This is a genomic window from Metabacillus sp. GQ13 (assembly GCF_059758525.1).
The window spans coordinates 1-19,907 of the sequence record NZ_JCAXET010000003.1 but is presented as its reverse complement, the minus strand read 5'-3'; the positions used below and the strand labels follow the sequence as shown (position 1 = coordinate 19,907).

The 19,907-nt window shown below is 35.1% G+C and carries 20 protein-coding genes and 1 other annotated feature; all 20 genes read left to right on the top strand.

The genetic code is table 11. The features are described 5' to 3' along the window. Positions 1-55: 55 nt before the first annotated feature. The 20 genes from floA (at position 56) to cccA (ending at position 19,825) form a co-directional block, all read left to right on the top strand. Positions 56-1,048, top strand: a complete 993-nt coding sequence (gene floA / locus AC6CHR_RS04015; protein WP_498247220.1) for a flotillin-like protein FloA — start codon at positions 56-58, stop codon at positions 1,046-1,048. Positions 1,049-1,150: 102 nt separating this feature from the next. Further along, a complete protein-coding gene (locus AC6CHR_RS04010) occupies positions 1,151-1,648 on the top strand; it encodes a YqfB family membrane protein (protein ID WP_498247219.1) in 498 nt (165 codons plus the stop codon). Positions 1,649-1,719: 71 nt separating this feature from the next. After that, a complete protein-coding gene (gene yqfC, locus AC6CHR_RS04005) occupies positions 1,720-2,007 on the top strand; it encodes a sporulation protein YqfC (RefSeq protein ID WP_498247218.1) in 288 nt (95 codons plus the stop codon). A 148-nt stretch (positions 2,008-2,155) separates the two neighbouring features. Continuing rightward, the gene (yqfD, locus tag AC6CHR_RS04000) at positions 2,156-3,343 is read left to right on the top strand and encodes a sporulation protein YqfD (RefSeq protein ID WP_498247217.1); all 1,188 of its coding nucleotides are present in this window, start codon (positions 2,156-2,158) and stop codon (positions 3,341-3,343) included. Between the two features lie 3 nt (positions 3,344-3,346). After that, positions 3,347-4,312 (top strand): PhoH family protein, encoded by a 966-nt coding sequence (locus tag AC6CHR_RS03995; protein WP_498247216.1) that lies wholly within the window; start codon positions 3,347-3,349, stop codon positions 4,310-4,312. A 157-nt stretch (positions 4,313-4,469) separates the two neighbouring features. Beyond that, on the top strand, positions 4,470-6,650 hold the full coding sequence (locus AC6CHR_RS03990) for an HD family phosphohydrolase (protein ID WP_498247215.1): 2,181 nt from the start codon (positions 4,470-4,472) through the stop codon (positions 6,648-6,650). 2 nt (positions 6,651-6,652) lie between these two features. After that, positions 6,653-7,135, top strand: a complete 483-nt coding sequence (gene ybeY / locus AC6CHR_RS03985) for an rRNA maturation RNase YbeY (RefSeq protein WP_498247214.1) — start codon at positions 6,653-6,655, stop codon at positions 7,133-7,135. Then, positions 7,107-7,499 (top strand): diacylglycerol kinase family protein, encoded by a 393-nt coding sequence (locus tag AC6CHR_RS03980; RefSeq protein ID WP_498247212.1) that lies wholly within the window; start codon positions 7,107-7,109, stop codon positions 7,497-7,499. Before ybeY ends, AC6CHR_RS03980 begins: the two co-directional genes overlap by 29 nt. 211 nt (positions 7,500-7,710) lie before the next feature. Continuing rightward, positions 7,711-8,109, top strand: coding sequence for a cytidine deaminase (locus tag AC6CHR_RS03975; RefSeq protein ID WP_498247211.1), 399 nt, complete (start codon positions 7,711-7,713; stop codon positions 8,107-8,109). Further along, positions 8,102-9,013: a GTPase Era gene (gene era, locus AC6CHR_RS03970; protein WP_498247209.1), complete on the top strand. Its 912-nt coding sequence runs from the start codon at positions 8,102-8,104 to the stop codon at positions 9,011-9,013. Before AC6CHR_RS03975 ends, era begins: the two co-directional genes overlap by 8 nt. 235 nt (positions 9,014-9,248) lie before the next feature. Continuing rightward, on the top strand, positions 9,249-9,392 hold the full coding sequence (locus AC6CHR_RS03965) for a YqzL family protein (protein ID WP_498247208.1): 144 nt from the start codon (positions 9,249-9,251) through the stop codon (positions 9,390-9,392). A gap of 34 nt (positions 9,393-9,426) precedes the next feature. Then, positions 9,427-10,179 (top strand): DNA repair protein RecO, encoded by a 753-nt coding sequence (gene recO / locus AC6CHR_RS03960; RefSeq protein WP_498247207.1) that lies wholly within the window; start codon positions 9,427-9,429, stop codon positions 10,177-10,179. Between the two features lie 56 nt (positions 10,180-10,235). Continuing rightward, positions 10,236-10,409, top strand: a binding site (T-box leader). Between the two features lie 189 nt (positions 10,410-10,598). Then, positions 10,599-11,489: a glycine--tRNA ligase subunit alpha gene (gene glyQ / locus AC6CHR_RS03955; RefSeq protein ID WP_498247206.1), complete on the top strand. Its 891-nt coding sequence runs from the start codon at positions 10,599-10,601 to the stop codon at positions 11,487-11,489. After that, positions 11,482-13,545, top strand: coding sequence for a glycine--tRNA ligase subunit beta (gene glyS / locus AC6CHR_RS03950; protein WP_498247205.1), 2,064 nt, complete (start codon positions 11,482-11,484; stop codon positions 13,543-13,545). The genes glyQ and glyS overlap by 8 nt, the downstream gene beginning before the upstream one ends. Before the next feature lie 129 nt (positions 13,546-13,674). Beyond that, positions 13,675-14,493 carry a pyruvate, water dikinase regulatory protein gene (locus tag AC6CHR_RS03945; protein WP_498247204.1) on the top strand — a complete coding sequence of 273 codons (819 nt, stop codon included), beginning with the start codon at positions 13,675-13,677 and terminating at the stop codon, positions 14,491-14,493. A 406-nt stretch (positions 14,494-14,899) separates the two neighbouring features. Beyond that, complete coding sequence (locus AC6CHR_RS03940) at positions 14,900-15,373, top strand: YaiI/YqxD family protein (protein WP_498247508.1); 474 nt, start codon at positions 14,900-14,902, stop codon at positions 15,371-15,373. Between the two features lie 35 nt (positions 15,374-15,408). Further along, entirely contained in the window at positions 15,409-17,220 is a 1,812-nt protein-coding gene (gene dnaG / locus AC6CHR_RS03935; protein ID WP_498247203.1) for a DNA primase, read from the top strand. 158 nt (positions 17,221-17,378) lie between these two features. Continuing rightward, the gene (gene rpoD, locus AC6CHR_RS03930; RefSeq protein ID WP_498247202.1) at positions 17,379-18,491 is read left to right on the top strand and encodes an RNA polymerase sigma factor RpoD; all 1,113 of its coding nucleotides are present in this window, start codon (positions 17,379-17,381) and stop codon (positions 18,489-18,491) included. 68 nt (positions 18,492-18,559) lie between these two features. Beyond that, positions 18,560-19,111: a hypothetical protein gene (locus tag AC6CHR_RS03925; protein ID WP_498247201.1), complete on the top strand. Its 552-nt coding sequence runs from the start codon at positions 18,560-18,562 to the stop codon at positions 19,109-19,111. Between the two features lie 354 nt (positions 19,112-19,465). Then, positions 19,466-19,825, top strand: coding sequence for a cytochrome c550 (gene cccA, locus AC6CHR_RS03920; protein ID WP_498247200.1), 360 nt, complete (start codon positions 19,466-19,468; stop codon positions 19,823-19,825). Positions 19,826-19,907: the final 82 nt, after the last annotated feature.

The following is a 19,907-nucleotide window of genomic DNA, read 5'->3' as shown; positions in this document are numbered from 1 at the left end:
TGAGTTTCACTGTCTGTAAAGCATATACATAAAAAAATTCTTTAGGAGGAATACCATGGAAGCATCAGCTATTTTAGTAATAGGTCTTGTCATATTAGGCTTAATCTTTTTAAGTATTTTCTTTACGTTTGTTCCAATTGCACTGTGGATTTCTGCATTAGCAGCAGGAGTGAAGGTTAGTATTTTCACATTAATCGGAATGAGACTGCGTCGTGTTATACCGAGTCGGGTTGTAAATCCGTTAATTAAAGCACATAAAGCAGGGTTAGGTATTACGACAAATCAGCTCGAAAGTCACTACTTAGCGGGTGGAAATGTAGACAGAGTTGTAAATGCACTTATAGCTGCAGAGCGCGCAAATATCGAACTACCTTTTGAACGTGGGGCAGCTATTGATCTTGCAGGTCGTGACGTATTAGAAGCTGTTCAGATGAGTGTTAACCCTAAAGTGATTGAAACACCGTTTATTGCCGGTGTAGCGATGGATGGGATTGAGGTAAAGGCGAAAGCTAGAATCACTGTAAGAGCAAATATTGAACGTTTGGTCGGTGGTGCGGGTGAGGATACAATTATTGCTCGTGTTGGTGAAGGGATTGTAAGTACAATTGGTTCAGCTGATAATCATAAAAAAGTACTAGAAAATCCGGACCTTATATCACAAACAGTATTAGGAAAAGGACTTGATTCAGGTACGGCTTTTGAAATTCTCTCGATTGATATCGCGGATGTTGATATCGGTAAAAATATCGGTGCAGAATTACAGACAGAGCAAGCGGAAGCTGACAAGAAAATTGCTCAGGCTAAAGCAGAGGAAAGAAGAGCTATGGCTGTAGCGCAAGAACAAGAAATGCTTGCTCGCGTACAAGAAATGAAGGCAAAAGTTGTGGAAGCTGAAGCAGAGGTTCCATTGGCTATGGCTGAAGCATTACGATCTGGAAATATTGGTGTAATGGATTATATGAACATTCGAAACATCTCTGCTGATACTGAAATGAGAGATTCAATTGGTAAAACAAACCAAGATAGTAATGATAAAGAAGAGTATTAATTGACCAACATGAACAATCGCAAATAAGTAAAGGTCGGAAGCTAAGTTATCGAAGTACTACTTAGCTTTGATTTTTCCTTCAGTTAAAGGAGGGAGCGACAAATGGAGATTTCAGAATTACTAAGTAATCCACTTGTGTGGGGGCTTCTTGTTTGGTTAATATCGAGAATATTTTCATCATCTAAGAACGGAACAGAAGAAACACCCAACAAACAGCAACCTGCCAAGCCCGACAATCGTTCAAACCCAGTGCCTAACCAACGGTCGACCTCGAGAGAGAAACCTAAGTCTGTCATGACAACCATTGAGCAGACGTCTCAAAAGGCAAAACCCTCTTTACAAACAGTTCAAGAGGCATATGAAAGTATGAAGGTCGAGACTAAGGGACAAAATGAAGTTTTCAATAGAGGAAATGAACGAACAAAAAAGGCTAGAGTTGTTCAACAGCCAAAACAAAAACCAAAAGTCAATAGAAATATACGTGCAAATAATCTCAAGGTGGATAAACAGAAAGTAATGCAAGGTGTGATCTGGAGTGAAATATTAGGTTCACCTCGGTCAAAAAACCCACATTATACTAGAAAAAAAAGACATTCTTAACTTCTGTTAATTATCTGTTATAAGACTTCATTTTCTCTCATACATATGAGATGAAAGGGGGTCTTTTTTTTATGGCAAATAAATGGCGTTCTCACATTGCAAGATGGATGACAAAAACAATTGAACTACCGCCCGATGTCATGATGGATCTTCCTCGAATTACGATGGTTGGACAGCTACATATTTACATAGAAAATCATCGTGGACTCCTTACTTTTACAGATACCGAGCTAAGACTGTTATTAAAACAAGGTCAGTTATTGATTAAAGGAGAATCCTTTGTGATAAAGACGATCCTATCGGAGGAAATTTTATTAGAAGGAAAAATAAATCAGGTTCTCTATCTTGATGGTACGTGAACGTGATGAATATTATACTACCGAATCAAGAAGCATTGTTCTATATCTTTCTAGACGGTCTTATATTAGTTACTGCTGTGTATAGAATAATACGGCTATACTCGGCAGGAAAGTATTTGCATTAGTGAAATGGATAGGGAGGAATACCATGACAAATCAATGGGCAAGTTATTTCTTTGGAACTGTAAAGGTAAATATCACTGGCCGTGGATCAGAGAGGTTTTTAAATGATTGTATCAGGGGAAATATTATCGTATGGAATATTAAAAGAACGGGCCAAGGTGGTATTACATTTTTTATTCGTTTAAATCAGGTACATGCCTTAAGAAGAGTAGTGAGAAAAAATGAATGTAAATGTGAATTTGAGAAACGTATTGGTTTTCCGTTCCTGCTAAAAAGGACGAGAAAAAATAGTGGATTTGCAATTGGATTACTAGCCTTTTTACTTGTTATTTTTGCCTTGTCTAATATGATTTGGGGTGTTGAGGTTGAAGGTGCCTCACCAGAAACCGAACATTTAATAAAGAAGGAGCTTTCACAACTTGGTGTTAAATCAGGTAAATTTCAGTTTTTTATAGGAAATCCTGATGATATTCAAAAAAATTTAACAGATAATATACAAGAAATTACATGGGTTGGTGTAGAATTAACTGGTACAACCTATCATTTAAAGGTAGTTGAGAAAAATCAACCTGAGGAAGAGGAATTAGTGAGTCCGCGTCATATTGTGGCTGAAAAAGAAGCAGTAATATCAAGAATGTTTGTTCAACAGGGACAACCCCTTACAACCTTGAATCAACATGTGAAAAAAGGGCAAATACTTGTATCAGGTTTAATTGGTAAAGAGGATGAACAGAAAAGGGTAGCAGCAAGAGCAGAAATTTTTGGTGAAACATGGTATAAATCTTCGATAACAATTCCATTAAAGACGACTTTTCATGTATTAACTGGGGAGGATAAAATTAAACATTATCTCCAATTTGGCGGTTTAAAACTTCCGATATGGGGTTTTAAGGACCCTGAATATACTGATTATGAAGTTGAAGATGATGTTAGGTTTGCAAAGTTCCTTAATTTTACATTGCCAATTGCATATGTAAATGAAACCTATCGAGAGAAAGAAAAAGTTAGCAGAGATTACACAAAAAAGCAAGCAAAGGAAGCAGCTATAGATAGAGGTAGAAAAGAAATTGAAGATAAACTTGATGAAAAAGAAAAAGTAATTGGTGAAAAAGTTTTGCACGAGTCGAATGAGAATGGTAAAGTAAAATTAACCGTTCTTTACCAAGTGTTAGAAAATATAGTAAAAACTACACCAATTGTTCAGGGAGACTAAAGAATGCCAGAAGAATTAGTTACAATGAATCAGCAATTAGAAAATCCAAACGAGGCTATTGCGTTATTTGGCAACAATGATGTTCATCTAAAGCGAATGGAAGAAGAATTAACCGTATCCATTGTAACCAGAGGTGAAGCTGTTTTTGTATCTGGTAGTTCTGAACACGTCAATCTTGTAGACGAGCTCTTAAAGTCTTTGCTTCATATTATTCGTAAGGGGATTAACATAAGTGAAAGAGATGTTATCTATGCAATTAATATGGCAAGGGAACAGAAGTTAGATCAATTTGAACAGTTATATGTACAAGAAATAGCAAAAACTGCCAAAGGTAAATCAATTCGAGTAAAAACTCTAGGACAACGTCATTATATTGCTGCTATGCAAGATAAAGACTTAGTTTTTGGAATTGGACCTGCAGGAACAGGTAAAACCTATTTAGCTGTGGTTATGGCTGTTAATGCATTAAAGAGTGGCAGCATTAAGCGAATAATCCTGACAAGGCCGGCTGTTGAAGCTGGTGAGAGTCTTGGCTTTTTACCTGGTGATCTTAAAGAAAAAGTCGATCCTTATTTAAGACCTCTTTATGATGCTTTACATGATGTATTAGGAATGGAGCATACACAGAGACTTATTGAGCGAGGTACAATTGAGATTGCACCTTTAGCTTATATGAGAGGGAGAACATTAGATGATGCATTTGCTATTTTAGATGAGGCACAAAATACAACTCCAGCTCAGATGAAAATGTTTTTAACCAGATTAGGATTTGGTTCAAAAATGGTCATCACTGGTGATATTACACAGGTTGATTTGCCGAAAGGCGTAAAATCAGGATTATCAGTTGCAAGGGACACGCTTTCAAAAGTTCATGGTATTTCATTTGTAACATTAGAGCAGTCAGACGTAGTCAGACACCCACTTGTTGCAAAGATTATTTCAGCTTACGAAAATTCCAAAGAAAGTTAAGTGACCCGAGAACCCGATATCGGGTCACTTTCTTTTCGTTATGGCAATGTTGCTTTCAGCTTACATATGATGATTAAATAGTATTTAAATGAAAATAGATTGCTGATTTCTGATTCAGCTAATAAGAATGAATCAGTGAAAAAGGTGGTGCCTTTTGATGGAAGAAAAAAAGAAAAGTAAGACGAAAAAGAAAACAAAATGGATAAATTCCTTATTAGAAAAATTTAAAAACTATAAATTTTTTCATGTTTTCTTATATTTGATTTTTGCAGTGATTTTATTTGTAGCATTATATAGTAATGTAAAGCCGGAAACATTAAATATAGAGCTATTTACAGACTCTGAAGAGACAATATATGCACCGACAACTGTTGAAGATAAAGTAGAGACAGATAAGAAGAAGCAGGAGGCCTATGACTCAGTAGAGGATCAGTATATCTTGAAAAAGGAAATTAAAGAAAAACAAGTTGACCTTATCTCCTCCATTTTTGATGCAATGATTGAAGTTAAGAAGGAAGAGAAGCTTGAGCAAGATACTGAAGATGTGACTACTACAACATTGCTAACTCCTGAGGAATTGGTAAAACGTTTACAAGATAAGTTGACTCCCTCAATTAATGATAAAATTAAATCGGACGTTTTCTTACCATTATTGAAAATAACAGATGAAGAATTGGTATTGGCAAAAGATGCAGTTGTAACAGCTGTAAACAATGTTATGAGCAAGGAAATACCAATTGTTCAATTAACAGAGGCTAAAAATCAGGTAGTAGAGGAATTACAATATACCACATTAAAGTCGGATGTTTTAAAATCAGCTACTGAATTAGCGCGATTTTCAATTACAACAAACTATAACTTTGATTTAGCGGCTACTGAGGAAAAAAGACAGCAAGCTGTTGATGATGTTAAGGAAGCACAAATAAAACAAGGTCAAATTATTGTTGAAGAAGATGAGTTAATTAACCGTGAAGTTTATCGTAAGCTCGGTCTGGTTGGTTTGCTAGATAGTCAGCAATCCTATAAACCCTTTTTAGGATTAGGGTTATTAATTCTATTAATTCTTATCGGTGTCGTTTATTATTTTGAAAAAAAGGATAGCTCTATTTCTAAAAAAAATAACTCTTTACTATTATATTGTTTAATATTTGCGATAACTATGCTCTTAATGAAAATCGTTAGTCTCTTTCAAAAAATTGACTACTCTCATATCGGTTATATTGTACCGGTAGCAATGGGAGCTATGCTTGTTAAGCTACTATTGAATGAAAGGCTAGCGATATTGACTAGTATGATATTTGCTATTTGCGGCAGTGTGATTTTTAATGAAGGAGTAACAGGTAGCTTTAACTTTTCGATAGGTGTATACTACCTATTCGGTTGTCTAGCTGCTGTATTATTTCTAGGTGAGCATAACCTTCGGTCAAAAATACTACAAGCAGGCTTGTTTGTTGCAGGAATGAATGTGCTGGTCATAACATCTATTATGCTTATAAGAAACGGTAGTTATTCAAATGTGGAAATTGGATCATATTTTATGATGGCTTGTGCATCCGGTCTTGTTGCATCTGTATTAACAATTGGTTTAATGCCATTCTTTGAAACTGGATTTGGGATTATGTCTACAATGAAATTAATCGAATTATCTAATCCAAATCATCCATTATTAAGGAAGATTCTAACGGAAACCCCGGGTTCATATCATCATAGTGTTATGGTAGCTAATTTATCAGAGTCTGCCTGTGAGGCGATAGGTGCAGATGGGCTTTTGGCTCGAGTGGGAGCGTATTACCATGATATTGGAAAGACTAAGCGACCACAGTATTTTATAGAAAATCAAATGAATATTGAAAACCCTCATAATAAGTTATCGGCACAACTAAGTAAAAATATAATTATTGCTCACGTTACAGATGGAGTAGAGATGCTGAAAAAAAACAAAATGCCTAAGGAATTTATCGATATAGCTGAACAGCATCATGGGACAACCCTTCTCAAATACTTTTATCACCAAGCGAAGCAATCAAATGATTCAATTTATGAGGAAGAATTCCGTTATCCTGGACCAAAGCCGCAAACGAAGGAAATTGCGATTATCTCAATTGCAGACAGTGTAGAAGCTGCGGTAAGATCGATGTCTAGTCCTACTCCTGATAAAATAGAGAAGTTAGTCCGTTCCATCATTTCAGATCGATTACAAGATCATCAATTGGATGAATGTGATCTAACTCTTAAAGAGTTAGACATTATTGCTAAATCATTTTGTGAGTCATTGAAGGGAATCTTTCATTCAAGAATAGAATACCCAGAATTAACTAAAAAACAGAAGGTGAAATAGTTATGAAATTAATCATCGACTTTATCGATGAAACAACTGAACTAATTGAAGAACAGAAACGAACAGTAGAGGATCTGTTACAATGTGCAGCAGCAGTTGAAGAGGTAGCTCAAGATGCTGAATTATCGGTTACCTTTGTTACGAATGAACGGATTCAAGAAATAAATCGAGATTATCGCAACAAAAATCAACCCACTGATGTTATTTCATTTGCACTTGAAGAAATAGGTGAAGGTGAAGTGGAGGTAATTGGTGTAGATCAGCCACTCATATTAGGTGATATTATTATTTCCATTCCTCGCGCAAAGGAACAGGCAGTTGAATATGGTCACTCATTTTTAAGAGAGCTAGGGTTTTTAGCTGTACATGGCTTTCTACACTTATTAGGTTATGACCATATGAATGAAGAAGATGAAAAAGAAATGTTTACAAAGCAAAAGGACATATTGGACCGCTATGGACTTAAAAGATCCTCAGATTTCTGAATGGGAGCGGTTTTATAGGAGCTTTAAATTTGCGGGGAATGGAATTATTGAAACATTTAAAACAGAACGAAATTTTCAAATACATGTTTATATTTCTATTTTTATAAGTATTGTTGGATTCACCCTCCAATTTGCACTATTCGAATGGGTCATTGTCTTGTTTTTAATCGGTGGTATGTTGTCCCTAGAATTAATGAACACTGCATTAGAGCGGGTTGTTGACCTAGTAACAATAGAGGTAAAACCACTTGCAAGAGCAGCGAAAGACGCAGCTGCAGGAGCAGTTTTTATTTATGCAATTCTATCCGTTATAATAGGGGTATTAATTATATTGAATCATATTCCTTTAAATTGGTTCAAATAAATGTAGGTAATGGTCAAAGTAATTATCGTTTTTGTGTTGTCTTTGAAATAGGCTCTATTAAAAAATTAGTAGAAATTAAATATTTGTGCGTTTATTTCGAAAATTCTTACAATTAGATGACAAAATAAAAGATAACGTGAAATCTAATCGATATTTAGGTAAAATAAAAGAGAGAAATGGCTAATGGCCGTTTTTGAAGGGAAGAATAGTAGTGGATATAGAACTTCTTATTCAAGAAGCGAAATCAGCACGTGAAATGGCATATACACCTTATTCAAAGTTTAAAGTAGGCGCCGCTTTGTTAACAAAAGATGGTAAAATATATAAAGGGTGTAATATTGAAAATGCAGCATATAGCATGACAAATTGTGCAGAAAGAACGGCTATCTTCAAGGCGTTTTCTGAAGGTGATCGAGAGTATGTGGCAATTGCAGTTGTCGCAGATACATCAAGACCTGTGCCACCATGTGGAGCTTGTCGTCAGGTTATTAGTGAGTTGTGTCCGAAAGATATGAAGGTCATTTTAACGAATCTTCAAGGCGATCAACAAGAATTAACAGTCCAAGAATTACTACCAGGAGCATTTACAGCGGAGGATCTAAATGAATAAACAACAAACATACAAGTCAGGATTTGTTTCGATAATAGGAAGACCTAATGTTGGAAAATCAACGTTTATTAATAAAGTTATTGGCCAAAAAATTGCTATTATGAGTGATAAGCCCCAAACAACAAGAAATAAAATTCAAGGCGTATATACAACAAATCAATCACAAACAGTATTTATTGACACACCAGGTATCCATAAACCGAAACATAAGCTCGGTGACTTCATGATGAAGGTTGCACAAAACACCCTAAAAGAAGTAGATCTAATTCTTTTTATGATCAATGCTGAAGAAGGTTATGGTCGCGGTGATGAATTTATAATCGAACGACTCAAGGAAACCAAAACACCAGTTTTCTTAATAATTAATAAGATTGACCAAATTCACCCAGATCAACTCCTTCCATTAATCGAGAAATATCGAGAATTATATCCATTTAAAGAGATTGTCCCGATCTCTGCTTTAGAAGGAAATAATATTGATACTTTGTTGCGTGAAATTGAGAAGACCTTACCTGAAGGGCCACAGTACTACCCAGAGGACCAAGTTACTGACCACCCTGAACGTTTTATCATAACCGAATTGATACGTGAGAAAGTGCTTCATTTGACTAGAGAAGAGATTCCACATTCGGTTGCAGTTGTTATGGATACACTTGAAAAACGTGAAAATAATCAAGCGATCTTTGTTGGAGCAACTATAATAGTTGAGCGAGACTCCCAAAAAGGTATTGTAATTGGAAAACAAGGAAGTATGTTAAAGGAAGTAGGCAAAAGAGCACGAGTAGACATTGAAGCATTACTTGGATCAAAGGTGTTTTTAGAATTATGGGTTAAAGTCCAAAAGGATTGGAGAAATAAAGCCTCACAATTAAGAGATTATGGTTTTAGAGATGATGAATATTAAGGGCGATAGAGCTTAAAAGAGGACAATTTATAAAAAGACCTTTTAAAATTTATCACTTTATCATTAAAGAGGCTTAAACTATTTACCATGGAAACGTTCACCAAATAGGTACATGACTTCATAATTAAATATTAACAAAATTTGTTTGACATGAAATGGAGAGTAGTAGGTCAAGATAACTTTAAAGAAATTGGATTTTGCTTGCTAGTGTTAACAACTGAAAGGTGGGGTTTATATGTTGGATTTTACCTGGAAGGTATTCTCTCAAACAGGTAGTATTGATACTTATCTCCTTTTTAAAGAGTTAGAAAAGGAGACGGATGACGGACCCGATTCTCACGATGATGAACTAGCTGAAATGGACTTTCCAATTTCCTGATCTTGCCTGGTCTTTTGGAAGGTGAGGGGAAATTTTGCTTCAAAAATGCGAAGGAATTGTTATACGGTCAACAAATTACGGAGAAACAAATAAAATTATAACGATATATACTCGAGAATTGGGGAAGGTAGGGGTAATGGCAAGAGGCGCAAAGAAACCAAATAGTCGTCTTACATCTATTACCCAGCTATTTACCTATGGTACATTCCTATTTCATAAGTCCAGTGGACTGGGTAGCCTTCAGCAGGGAGAAACAATCCTCTCACTTAGAGGGATCAGAGAGGATATATTTCTTACGGCCTATGCCTCTTACATTGCTGAATTGCTGGATAAAGGTACAGAAAACTTTGAGATAAATCCTTTTTTATTCGAATTACTAAAACAGTCCTTTCAATATTTAAATGAGGGTGTTGATCCAGAAATTCTTGTTCATATTTTTGAAATGAAGATGTTGACCGTGTTAGGGCTTCACCCTCAGCTTGATCGATGTGTTGTATGTGGTAATAAAGAAGGAACCTTTCATTTTTCAATACGAGAAGGCGGTTTTCTATGTCATCAGTGCTTTGAAACGGATAGGTACCGAATTCCAATCTCTCAAATGACAGTCAAGCTTTTACGGTTGTTTTATTATTTTGACTTGAATCGATTAGGAAATATTTCTGTTAAACCCGAAACAAAAAAGGAATTAAAAGTTGTCATTGATGCCTATTATCAAGAGTTTTCAGGAATCTCACTTAAATCAAAACGATTTTTAGATCAATTAGATTCATTAAAGGGCAAGCTCTAAGAATGTGATATTGACATCTAGTTGATTTTCAGCTAATATGGCAAATATAATATAACAAGTATGCGTAGAAGGAAAAGAGTACTTACGTACACCAAATATAAGCGACCTTAGAATGGTGAAAGCTAGGGATTGGCGCGTAACGAAAGGCATTCTGGAGCATTTTTTTAAAGTGGCTTATTGATTTAGATAAGCAATTAGGGTGGAACCGCGGGTAAGCTCTCGTCCCTATGTCATTCCTTTGGCATAGAGATGGGAGCTTTTTGACGTTTAGAAAACTTCTCACTATTGTTTATCCAGTCACTAATTAGGCTCTTTTCTAAAAGTTTGTTGCTTATAGACTTTTCAAGTAAAGATAAGCAATGTACGAAAAATAACAATCATTGCGGAAACTGCTATTAACTATGGAGGTGTTTGATTAGATGAATATTCAAAAAATGATTTTGACACTGCAGGAACATTGGTCAAATCAAGGTTGTATCTTAATGCAAGCATATGATACTGAAAAAGGTGCAGGGACGATGAGCCCGTATACATTTTTAAGAAGTATAGGACCGGAGCCTTGGAAGGTGGCTTATGTTGAACCTTCTAGAAGACCTGCAGATGGACGATATGGAGAAAATCCTAATAGATTATATCAACACCATCAATTTCAGGTGATTATGAAGCCTTCACCAGATAATATTCAAGAATTATACCTAGATTCATTGCGAGCCTTGGGTATAGATCCCTTAAAGCATGATATCCGTTTCGTAGAAGATAACTGGGAAAATCCCTCACTAGGTTGTGCTGGTTTAGGGTGGGAAGTATGGCTTGATGGGATGGAAATTACCCAATTTACCTACTTCCAGCAAGTAGGCGGTTTAGAATGTAAACCTGTTTCAGCGGAAATTACATACGGAATAGAGCGACTTGCATCTTATATTCAGGACAAGGAAAATGTTTTTGATTTAGAATGGACAGAGGGTTACACCGTTCGTGATATTTTCTTAATGCCTGAGTATGAACATTCAAAATATACATTTGAAACATCAGATACAGATATGTTATTCAACCTTTTTTCAATTTATGAAAAGGAAGCTAATCGTCAAATGGATGAAGGACTTGTCCACCCAGCCTATGATTATGTATTGAAGTGCTCGCATACCTTTAATTTACTTGACGCTAAAGGTGCAATATCAGTGACTGAACGTACAGGATATATTGGCCGTGTCCGAAATTTAGCTCGGAAAGTTGCTAAAACATATTATGAAGAAAGGGAAAAACTTGGTTTTCCAATGTTAAACATGGAAGGAGGAGTACACAATGAGTAAACAAGATTTATTACTTGAAATTGGCCTAGAGGAAGTGCCTGCACATTATGTAACAGCTGCAATGAATCAGTTTTCAAATAAGGTGAAAAACTGGCTAGATGAGAAGAAACTTACGTATGGAACAGTAAAATCTTTCTCTTCGCCAAGAAGATTAGCTGTTTTAGTTAAAGATGTATCGGAAAAACAATCTGATAGTAAAGAGGAATCAAAAGGTCCTGCAAAAAAAATTGCATTAGATGAAAATGGGAATTGGTCTAAGGCAGCGATTGGATTTACAAAGGGACAAGGTGTGTCTGTAGATGATATTTATTTTAAAGAGATAAATGGTATCGAGTATGTGCATGTACAAAAAATTAGTAAAGGACAAGATACAAGATCCTTATTAGGCGAAACCCGTCAACTAATTATTGGCTTAACATTCCCCAAAAATATGCGTTGGGGAAATAAAGAAATGCGTTATATAAGACCTATAAAGTGGATTGTTGTTCTATTTGGTAAAGAAGTGATTCCATTTGAAATTGCCGGTGTTGAAACAAATTCATATAGTTTTGGTCACCGCTTCTTGGGGAAGAAAGTAGAGATTGCTGCACCTGCTTTATATGAAGCAACGTTGCTAGAACAATTTGTACTAGTGAACTCAGAGAAACGTAAAGAAGCTATTACAAACCAGTTAGCTGAAATAGAGGAAAATCAAAATTGGAGCATACCAATTGATGAAGAATTGCTAGAAGAGGTAAATAATCTCGTAGAATATCCAACAGCATTATATGGGAAATTCGAAGACGATTTTCTATCGTTACCTGAAGAAGTATTGGTAACATCAATGAAAGAGCATCAACGTTATTTCCCTGTTAAAAATCAAAGTGGTGAACTTTTACCATTCTTTATTACAGTACGTAATGGAGATCATAATGATCTTGAAAATGTAGCGCGAGGAAATGAAAAGGTGTTGCGTGCAAGATTATCAGATGCGAATTTCTTCTATCGAGAAGACCAGAAGCTTAAAATTGAAGATGCTGTACAAAAGTTAGAAAAAATTGTTTTTCACGAAGAACTAGGAACACTCGGAGAGAAAGTAAAACGCGTCGTGAAACTAGCAAATGCCTTAGCTGATAAATTGGATGTTACTAGTGAAGAAAAACAAGATATAGAAAGAGCAGCTTCAATTTGTAAGTTTGATTTAGTTACTCACATGGTTTATGAATTTCCGGAGTTACAAGGGAAAATTGGTGAGAAGTATGCGAGGATCAGTGGGGAGAGGGAAGCAGTTTCGGTTGCTATTAATGAACACTATAAGCCTCGTCACGCAGAGGACGCAACACCTGGTTCTACTATAGGTGCAGTCGTTGCACTTGCTGATAAACTTGATACGATAATAGGATTTTTTGCAATTGGTAAAATTCCAACTGGTTCTCAAGACCCTTACGCCCTACGAAGACAAGCTAGTGGAGTTGTACAAATATTATTAACAAAGAATTGGGCACTTGAGTTGTCTGAACTATTCGATATTGGACTAGGATTATATCAGGACATAGATACAGTTGAAGTAAGAGGGGCCCTACTGTCTTTCTTTAAATTGCGGCTAAAATATTTATTAAATGAAGATCATATTCGTTATGATTTAATTGATGCGATATTAAACTCCTCAGCTTTAAAAATCACGTCAATTGTTGAACGCGCAAATGTACTTAACAAATTATCAAATCAAGAAAATTTTAAAGAAATAGTAGAATCCCTTGCACGCGTGATGAATATAGCGAAGAAAGGGGAAGAACAAGATATTAATGAACAACTATTTGAAAATGAGTATGAAAAATTACTGTATGACGCATATATTCAAACAGCAAATGAGCTCAATGAAATGCAAGATACAGGTGATGAGGAAGAAAAGTATAAAATCCTTGCACGGTTAAAAGATGTTATTAACAATTATTTTGAGCATACGATGGTTATGGATAAAGATGAAATGATCAAAGGAAATCGCTTAGCTCAAATGGTTAAGCTTTCAACGCTTATCGAAAAATATGCGAGTATGAATTTGATTAATGCAAAGTGATTTTTCAGGTAGTGAAAAGGGTCTGACAGTGGGTAGTCAGACCCTTTTGCAGGGACAAAGAAGCACAGGACAAGCTCTGTCTTTACTTTATCAATATGGATAATAACCTAATAGAAATGGGGACAAACGATGAATTATCGCATGATATATGTTGTTTCCGATTCAGTAGGAGAAACTGCTGAATTAGTTGTAAAAGCAGCTTCAAGCCAATTTAATGGTGTATCTGCTAATACAAAAATAAAACGGATTCCATATGTTGAAGATAAAGGTACGATTAAAGAGGTTATTTCATTAGCGAAATTAGATAGTGGAATTGTATGTTTTACACTCGTAGTTCCTGAACTTAGAGAGTTCTTAATTAAAGAGGCAGACAAACAAGGTGTTGTTTATTACGACATAATTGGTCCTTTAATCGACAAAATGGAATCATCTTATGGATCAATAGCGAAATATGAACCCGGTAGAGTTCGTAAGCTTGATGATGATTACTTCAAAAAAGTAGAAGCTATCGAATTTGCAGTGAAGTATGATGATGGAAGAGATCCCCGAGGTATTTTGAAAGCCGATATTGTCTTAATCGGGGTTTCCAGAACATCAAAAACGCCATTATCTCAATACTTAGCACATAAGCGATTCAAGGTAGCTAATGTGCCAATTGTACCAGAAGTAGAACCTCCTGAGGAATTGTACAAAGTTTCTTCACAAAAATGCTTTGGTTTACTTATAAGTCCAGATAAACTAAACCACATACGAAAAGAACGATTAAAATCATTAGGTTTAAATGATGAAGCATTTTATGCAAATATTGATCGAATCAAAGAAGAATTAGAATATTTTGATAAAGTTGTAAATAAAATAGGTTGTCAGGTTGTTGATGTTTCTAATAAAGCTGTGGAGGAAACAGCAAATATCATTGCTAATTTCATGAATAAGCAGAATGGTTCATAAAATTGTTACTAAAGAGGCTGGCTCTAGATTGAATCAGCCTCTTACCAGTTAAATCTGTCAAAAAAGGCTGACTAAAAAATGAGAATAGATCAATATAGGTACTTATTATTTTAATGTACAATTATAGAATTAATGGGCTTTTACTTATGATCTTCACAAATTAATTGAATTATAAAAATTAATGATAAAAAACAATAGATATTTAAAGAACTTTATATTATAATAAAAAATTGTGATAAAATTATTTTTTTAGGTTTAGAACTTGACATCTAGGAATAAACTATTAATTGTAAACTGTCAAGGGATTTCAAAGTATATTTTTCGACAATAAAGGGATTTAACTTGTTTGTCACGAATATTAAGTTTCAAGCATTTTTTTAGAAGGATTCTTTCGGAGTGATGTAGAATAGAGAAATATGACGAAATAACAATAAAAATTTTTGTTGATGCCGACGCTTGTCCTGTGAAACAAGAAATAATGAATATAGCTAGGATCCATGAGATTGAAGTTATATTTGTTGCATCGTACAATCATACCTCAGATAATACCTATGGTGGTAAGTGGGTCTATGTTGATACTGGTAAAGAAGAGGCTGATCTTTACATAGTCAACCATGTACGAAAAAAAGACATCGTCATATCTCAGGATATAGGGTTAGCTGGTCTTTTAATAAGAAAAGACGTAACAATTGTTACACCTAGAGGGAAACTTTATACAGAAACCAATATTGATACAGCCTTGCAATTTCGTTATCTATCTGCAATGGAACGTCGAAGTGGTAAGTATACAAAAGGTCCAAAAAAGTTCACAGAAAGAGACACTTTAAATTTTATCACAGCAATGGAAAATATTTTGTCGAAAGATGCAGGAGATTTTTAATGAGTATCGAATATCTTTAACACGGAGTTGTTTACATGGGAAATCTAATTCCCGAAGAGTTAATCGAAAAAATACAACGAACTTCTGACATTGTTGATGTGATAAGTGAATATGTTCAATTGAAGAAACAAGGTCGCAACTATTTTGGTTTATGTCCATTTCATGGAGAAAAGTCACCATCGTTCTCGGTTTCTGCAGACAAGCAAATCTTTCATTGCTTTGGTTGTGGAGCAGGGGGTAATTCTTTTTCTTTTCTTATGCAGCATGAGGGCTACACATTCATTGAAGCAGCTCAGCACCTGGCAGACAAGGCAAACATAGAGTTGCCGGCGTTATCTCCAGCTACCCAAGGACAGTCAGTTTCTAAAGATGTAGAAAAAATGATCGAAGCCCATGAATTAGTAAAGAAATTTTACCATCATTTATTGGTGAATACAAAAGAGGGTCAGCCGGCATTAGACTACTTATTAAATCGAGGGTTTACCAAGGAAATAATAGATACCTTTGAGATTGGTTACGCTCTAGATTCTTGGGATTTCATCACTAAATTTTTGCAGAAACGTGGTTTTGACTCAACCAAAATGGAGGAAGCTGGTTTATTAGTTAAGAAAAATAATTCAGATGAATATTTTGATCGATTTCGGAACAGAATTATGTTTCCGATAGCGGATCACCATGGAATAACGATTGCATTTTCAGGGAGAGTTCTTGGGGATGAAAAACCAAAATATTTAAATAGTCCTGAGACAAAAATTTTCAACAAAAGTAAACTGCTTTATAATTTTCATCGTGCAAGAGTACATATTCGAAAAAATCAACAAGTCATTCTTTTTGAAGGTTTTGCAGATGTTATTTCTTCTGTCCACTCAGGCATTGAACAAGCGATTGCAACCATGGGTACATCTTTAACAGAAGATCAAGCAAAAATAATTCGTAGAAATGTCACTGAGGTCATTATCTGCTATGATTCAGATTCTGCAGGTATCGAAGCAACAATTAGAGCAGCTAAAATCTTGATGAATGCTGGCTGTAAAATAAATGTAGCAATGATTCCAGATGGATTAGACCCTGATGACTACGTCAAAAAATTTGGACCAGATCGGTTTAAAAATGATGTAATAGGGGCGAGTGTGCCTTTAATGACATTTAAAATGAACTTCTTCCGCAGAGGGAAAAATCTTCAAAATGAAGGTGAGCGATTACAGTATATTGAAAATGTCATCCTGGAACTAAGTAAGCTGGAAAGTTCAGTTGAAAAGGAGATTTACCTAAAGCAGCTTTCTAAAGAATACGATCTTTCGATGGAGGTTTTAAACGAACAACTTCATCAAAAGGAAAAACAATTAAAACCACAGAACTCACAGAAACAAAGTAAGCTTGACCAACAACGTCAAAGAGCTCCTATTAAGACGAAAAGGCTACTACCAGCTTTTCATACAGCCGAACGAATGTTAATCGGTCATATGTTAAGGAGTAAGGATTTTGCTGAAAAGGTACTTGAACGACTAGGACTCCAATTTAATATTGAAGAGCATAAAGCAATCGTAACTTATTTATATGGTTTTTATGAGGAAGGAAATGAAGAAAACGTAAGTACATTTCTTTCTAGACTACCAAGTCCTGAGTTACAACATATTGTATCCAACATTGCGATGATACCTTTAAATACTGAAATAGGTGAACAAGAAATTTCAGATTATATAAAACAGGTGTTGAATCATCAAAAAATGTTAATGATAAAAGAAAAAGAAGCTGTAAAGAATGAAGCTGAAAGAAATAAACAATATAAAGAAGCAGCTCAAATAGCAATGGAAATCATTCATTTAAAGCAAGCGCTCAAGGCATAATAAGTAAGCTGAAGATTAAGGAATAAGTGAATTACACAAAGTGTTACGCGGTTTTAACAAATCAGCAAAACACATTTCTAAATAAATAGGTGTAGTTACCGCTAGACACTAATCCGAAGGCTTATCTTTACATGATAAGTTTGGAAGGAGGGGTTCCTATGGCTGATAAACAAACCCATGATACGGAAGTAACCTTTGAACAGGTGAAAGATCAGTTAACTGAAATTGGGAAAAAACGTGGAGTTTTAACGTATGAAGAAATAGCCGAACGTATGGCAAACTTTGAAATTGAATCAGATCAAATGGATGAGTATTATGAATTTTTAGGTGAACAAGGTGTTGAATTAATTGGTGAAGCTGGAGAGACTAGTGACCCAAATAGTAAGGACCTTGCAAAAGAAGAAGAATTTGATTTAAACGATTTAAGTGTTCCTCCTGGTGTGAAGATTAATGATCCTGTCCGCATGTACCTAAAGGAAATCGGACGAGTAGATCTATTATCAGCAAACGAGGAAATTGAACTTGCCAATCGCATTGAAAATGGTGATGACGAAGCTAAGCGTAGATTAGCTGAAGCAAACCTACGCTTAGTTGTCAGTATCGCTAAACGATATGTTGGGCGTGGCATGCTGTTTCTAGATTTGATACAAGAAGGAAATATGGGTTTAATGAAGGCAGTTGAAAAGTTCGATTATCGTAAAGGATTCAAATTTAGTACGTACGCAACTTGGTGGATCCGTCAAGCAATAACACGAGCAATTGCAGACCAAGCACGAACAATTAGAATTCCTGTTCATATGGTTGAAACAATTAACAAGTTAATAAGAGTGCAACGTCAGTTACTTCAGGACCTAGGTAGAGAACCTACACCAGAAGAAATTGGAGAAGACATGGAATTAACACCCGATAAGGTTAGAGAGATCCTTAAGATTGCTCAAGAACCTGTATCACTAGAAACACCAATTGGTGAAGAAGATGATTCCCATCTAGGTGATTTTATCGAAGATCAGGACGCAACTTCACCTTCTGAACATGCTGCATATGAATTATTAAAAGAGCAGTTAGAAGATGTATTAGACACGCTAACTGATCGCGAAGAAAATGTACTTCGATTACGCTTTGGACTTGATGATGGTAGAACTAGAACACTTGAAGAAGTTGGTAAAGTGTTTGGCGTCACACGTGAGCGTATTCGTCAAATAGAAGCTAAAGCTCTTCGGAAATTGCGTCATCCTAGTCGTAGCAAACGTCTAAAAGACTTTTTAGAATAGTAAATTGGCGGACAAATTTGTCCGTCTTTTTATTAGGATAGATCATAGGACGTATGAAGGATGGTACAATGAAAACTGATAAAAAGAATTTAATTATTAATGAAATTCATTATTGGAAAGAAAATAAACTTTTACCTGAAACGTATTGTGACTTCTTACTTGCTCTTTATACAGAAGGTAATCAAGTCGAAGAAGATGAAAAAGCTACTAAGAAGAAACGTAATAGTAAAGGAATTTCAGGAATTCAAACACTATTATACGTTATCTTACTCTTTGTTTTTTTAGCAACGCTCCTTGTCATTTATTTTACTGAATTGTCATTTGTTTTGCAAATTAGCTTAGTCATTTTTTTGTTATTAATCTCATTAGTTGTTACCGCTTACTTTATAAGAAAAAGCTTATTATTTCAAGTGCCTTTAAGTCTAACTTTTATTCAATTGTTAATTGGGTCAATTTCCTTAATAGAATATTTAACAAATGGAGACCAATTTTGGATGGGTGGAACTGTTGTAATAAATTGCTTGTTATGGATTATAACTGGATACCTCTTACGAGTCAAATATCTTTTAATAAGTAGTTCTGTGGGCTTGATTATATTTATACTGACGGTTATCTTCTAATTATTATTTATGATTTTGAGTATAATACTAATAGTAGGTTCTCCTTTACCTTTTAAAATGTCAATAGGTTTTTATGAATACCGCTTACTTCCCTTTGTTTTTTGTCTAAAGTGTGAAAAACATAGAGATGTTAAAAGATAGGTCTTTTACTTATTATAAAATTACAGTAAAATAGAGATTGTTTACAATAAATAAACATAGTGTTTTTAGAAGCAGGCAGTATTGCCTAGATTTTCAAAATTGTAAATAACGAATTATCGATATGTGAACTGCCTCTGAAACGAGATCATTCAAAACCGTTAGGCATAGGCCTCACTGATGATGATTCATTTAATTACATAGGGAGGTTACAAGATGAAACGCAATCCACTTATTCCATTTTTATTAATAGCTGTTCTTGGAATCGGCCTTATTTTCCTTTTATCATTTAAGGGCATTGGCGATCATAAGGAATTAGCAAATGGTGGGGAAGAAGAAAAAACAGAAGATGTTGCAAATGCTACACCTGAAGAAATATATCAAGGGAATTGTATTTCTTGTCATGGAGAAAACTATGAAGGTAAAGCAGGTCCGGCCCTAACTGGCATTGGTGACAAATTAAGTGTAGATGAAATTAAAGAAACGATTAAAAATGGTAAAGGCATTATGCCAGCAAACCTTGTACCAGAAGAAAAGCTTGATGAAATGGCTGAATGGGTTTCACAAATTAAATAATCGGCCTACACATAAAAAAGTCCTTTGCATCTGTGAAGGACTTTTTTTATACTAACCCATAGTGGCATACTTCTTAAAAAGC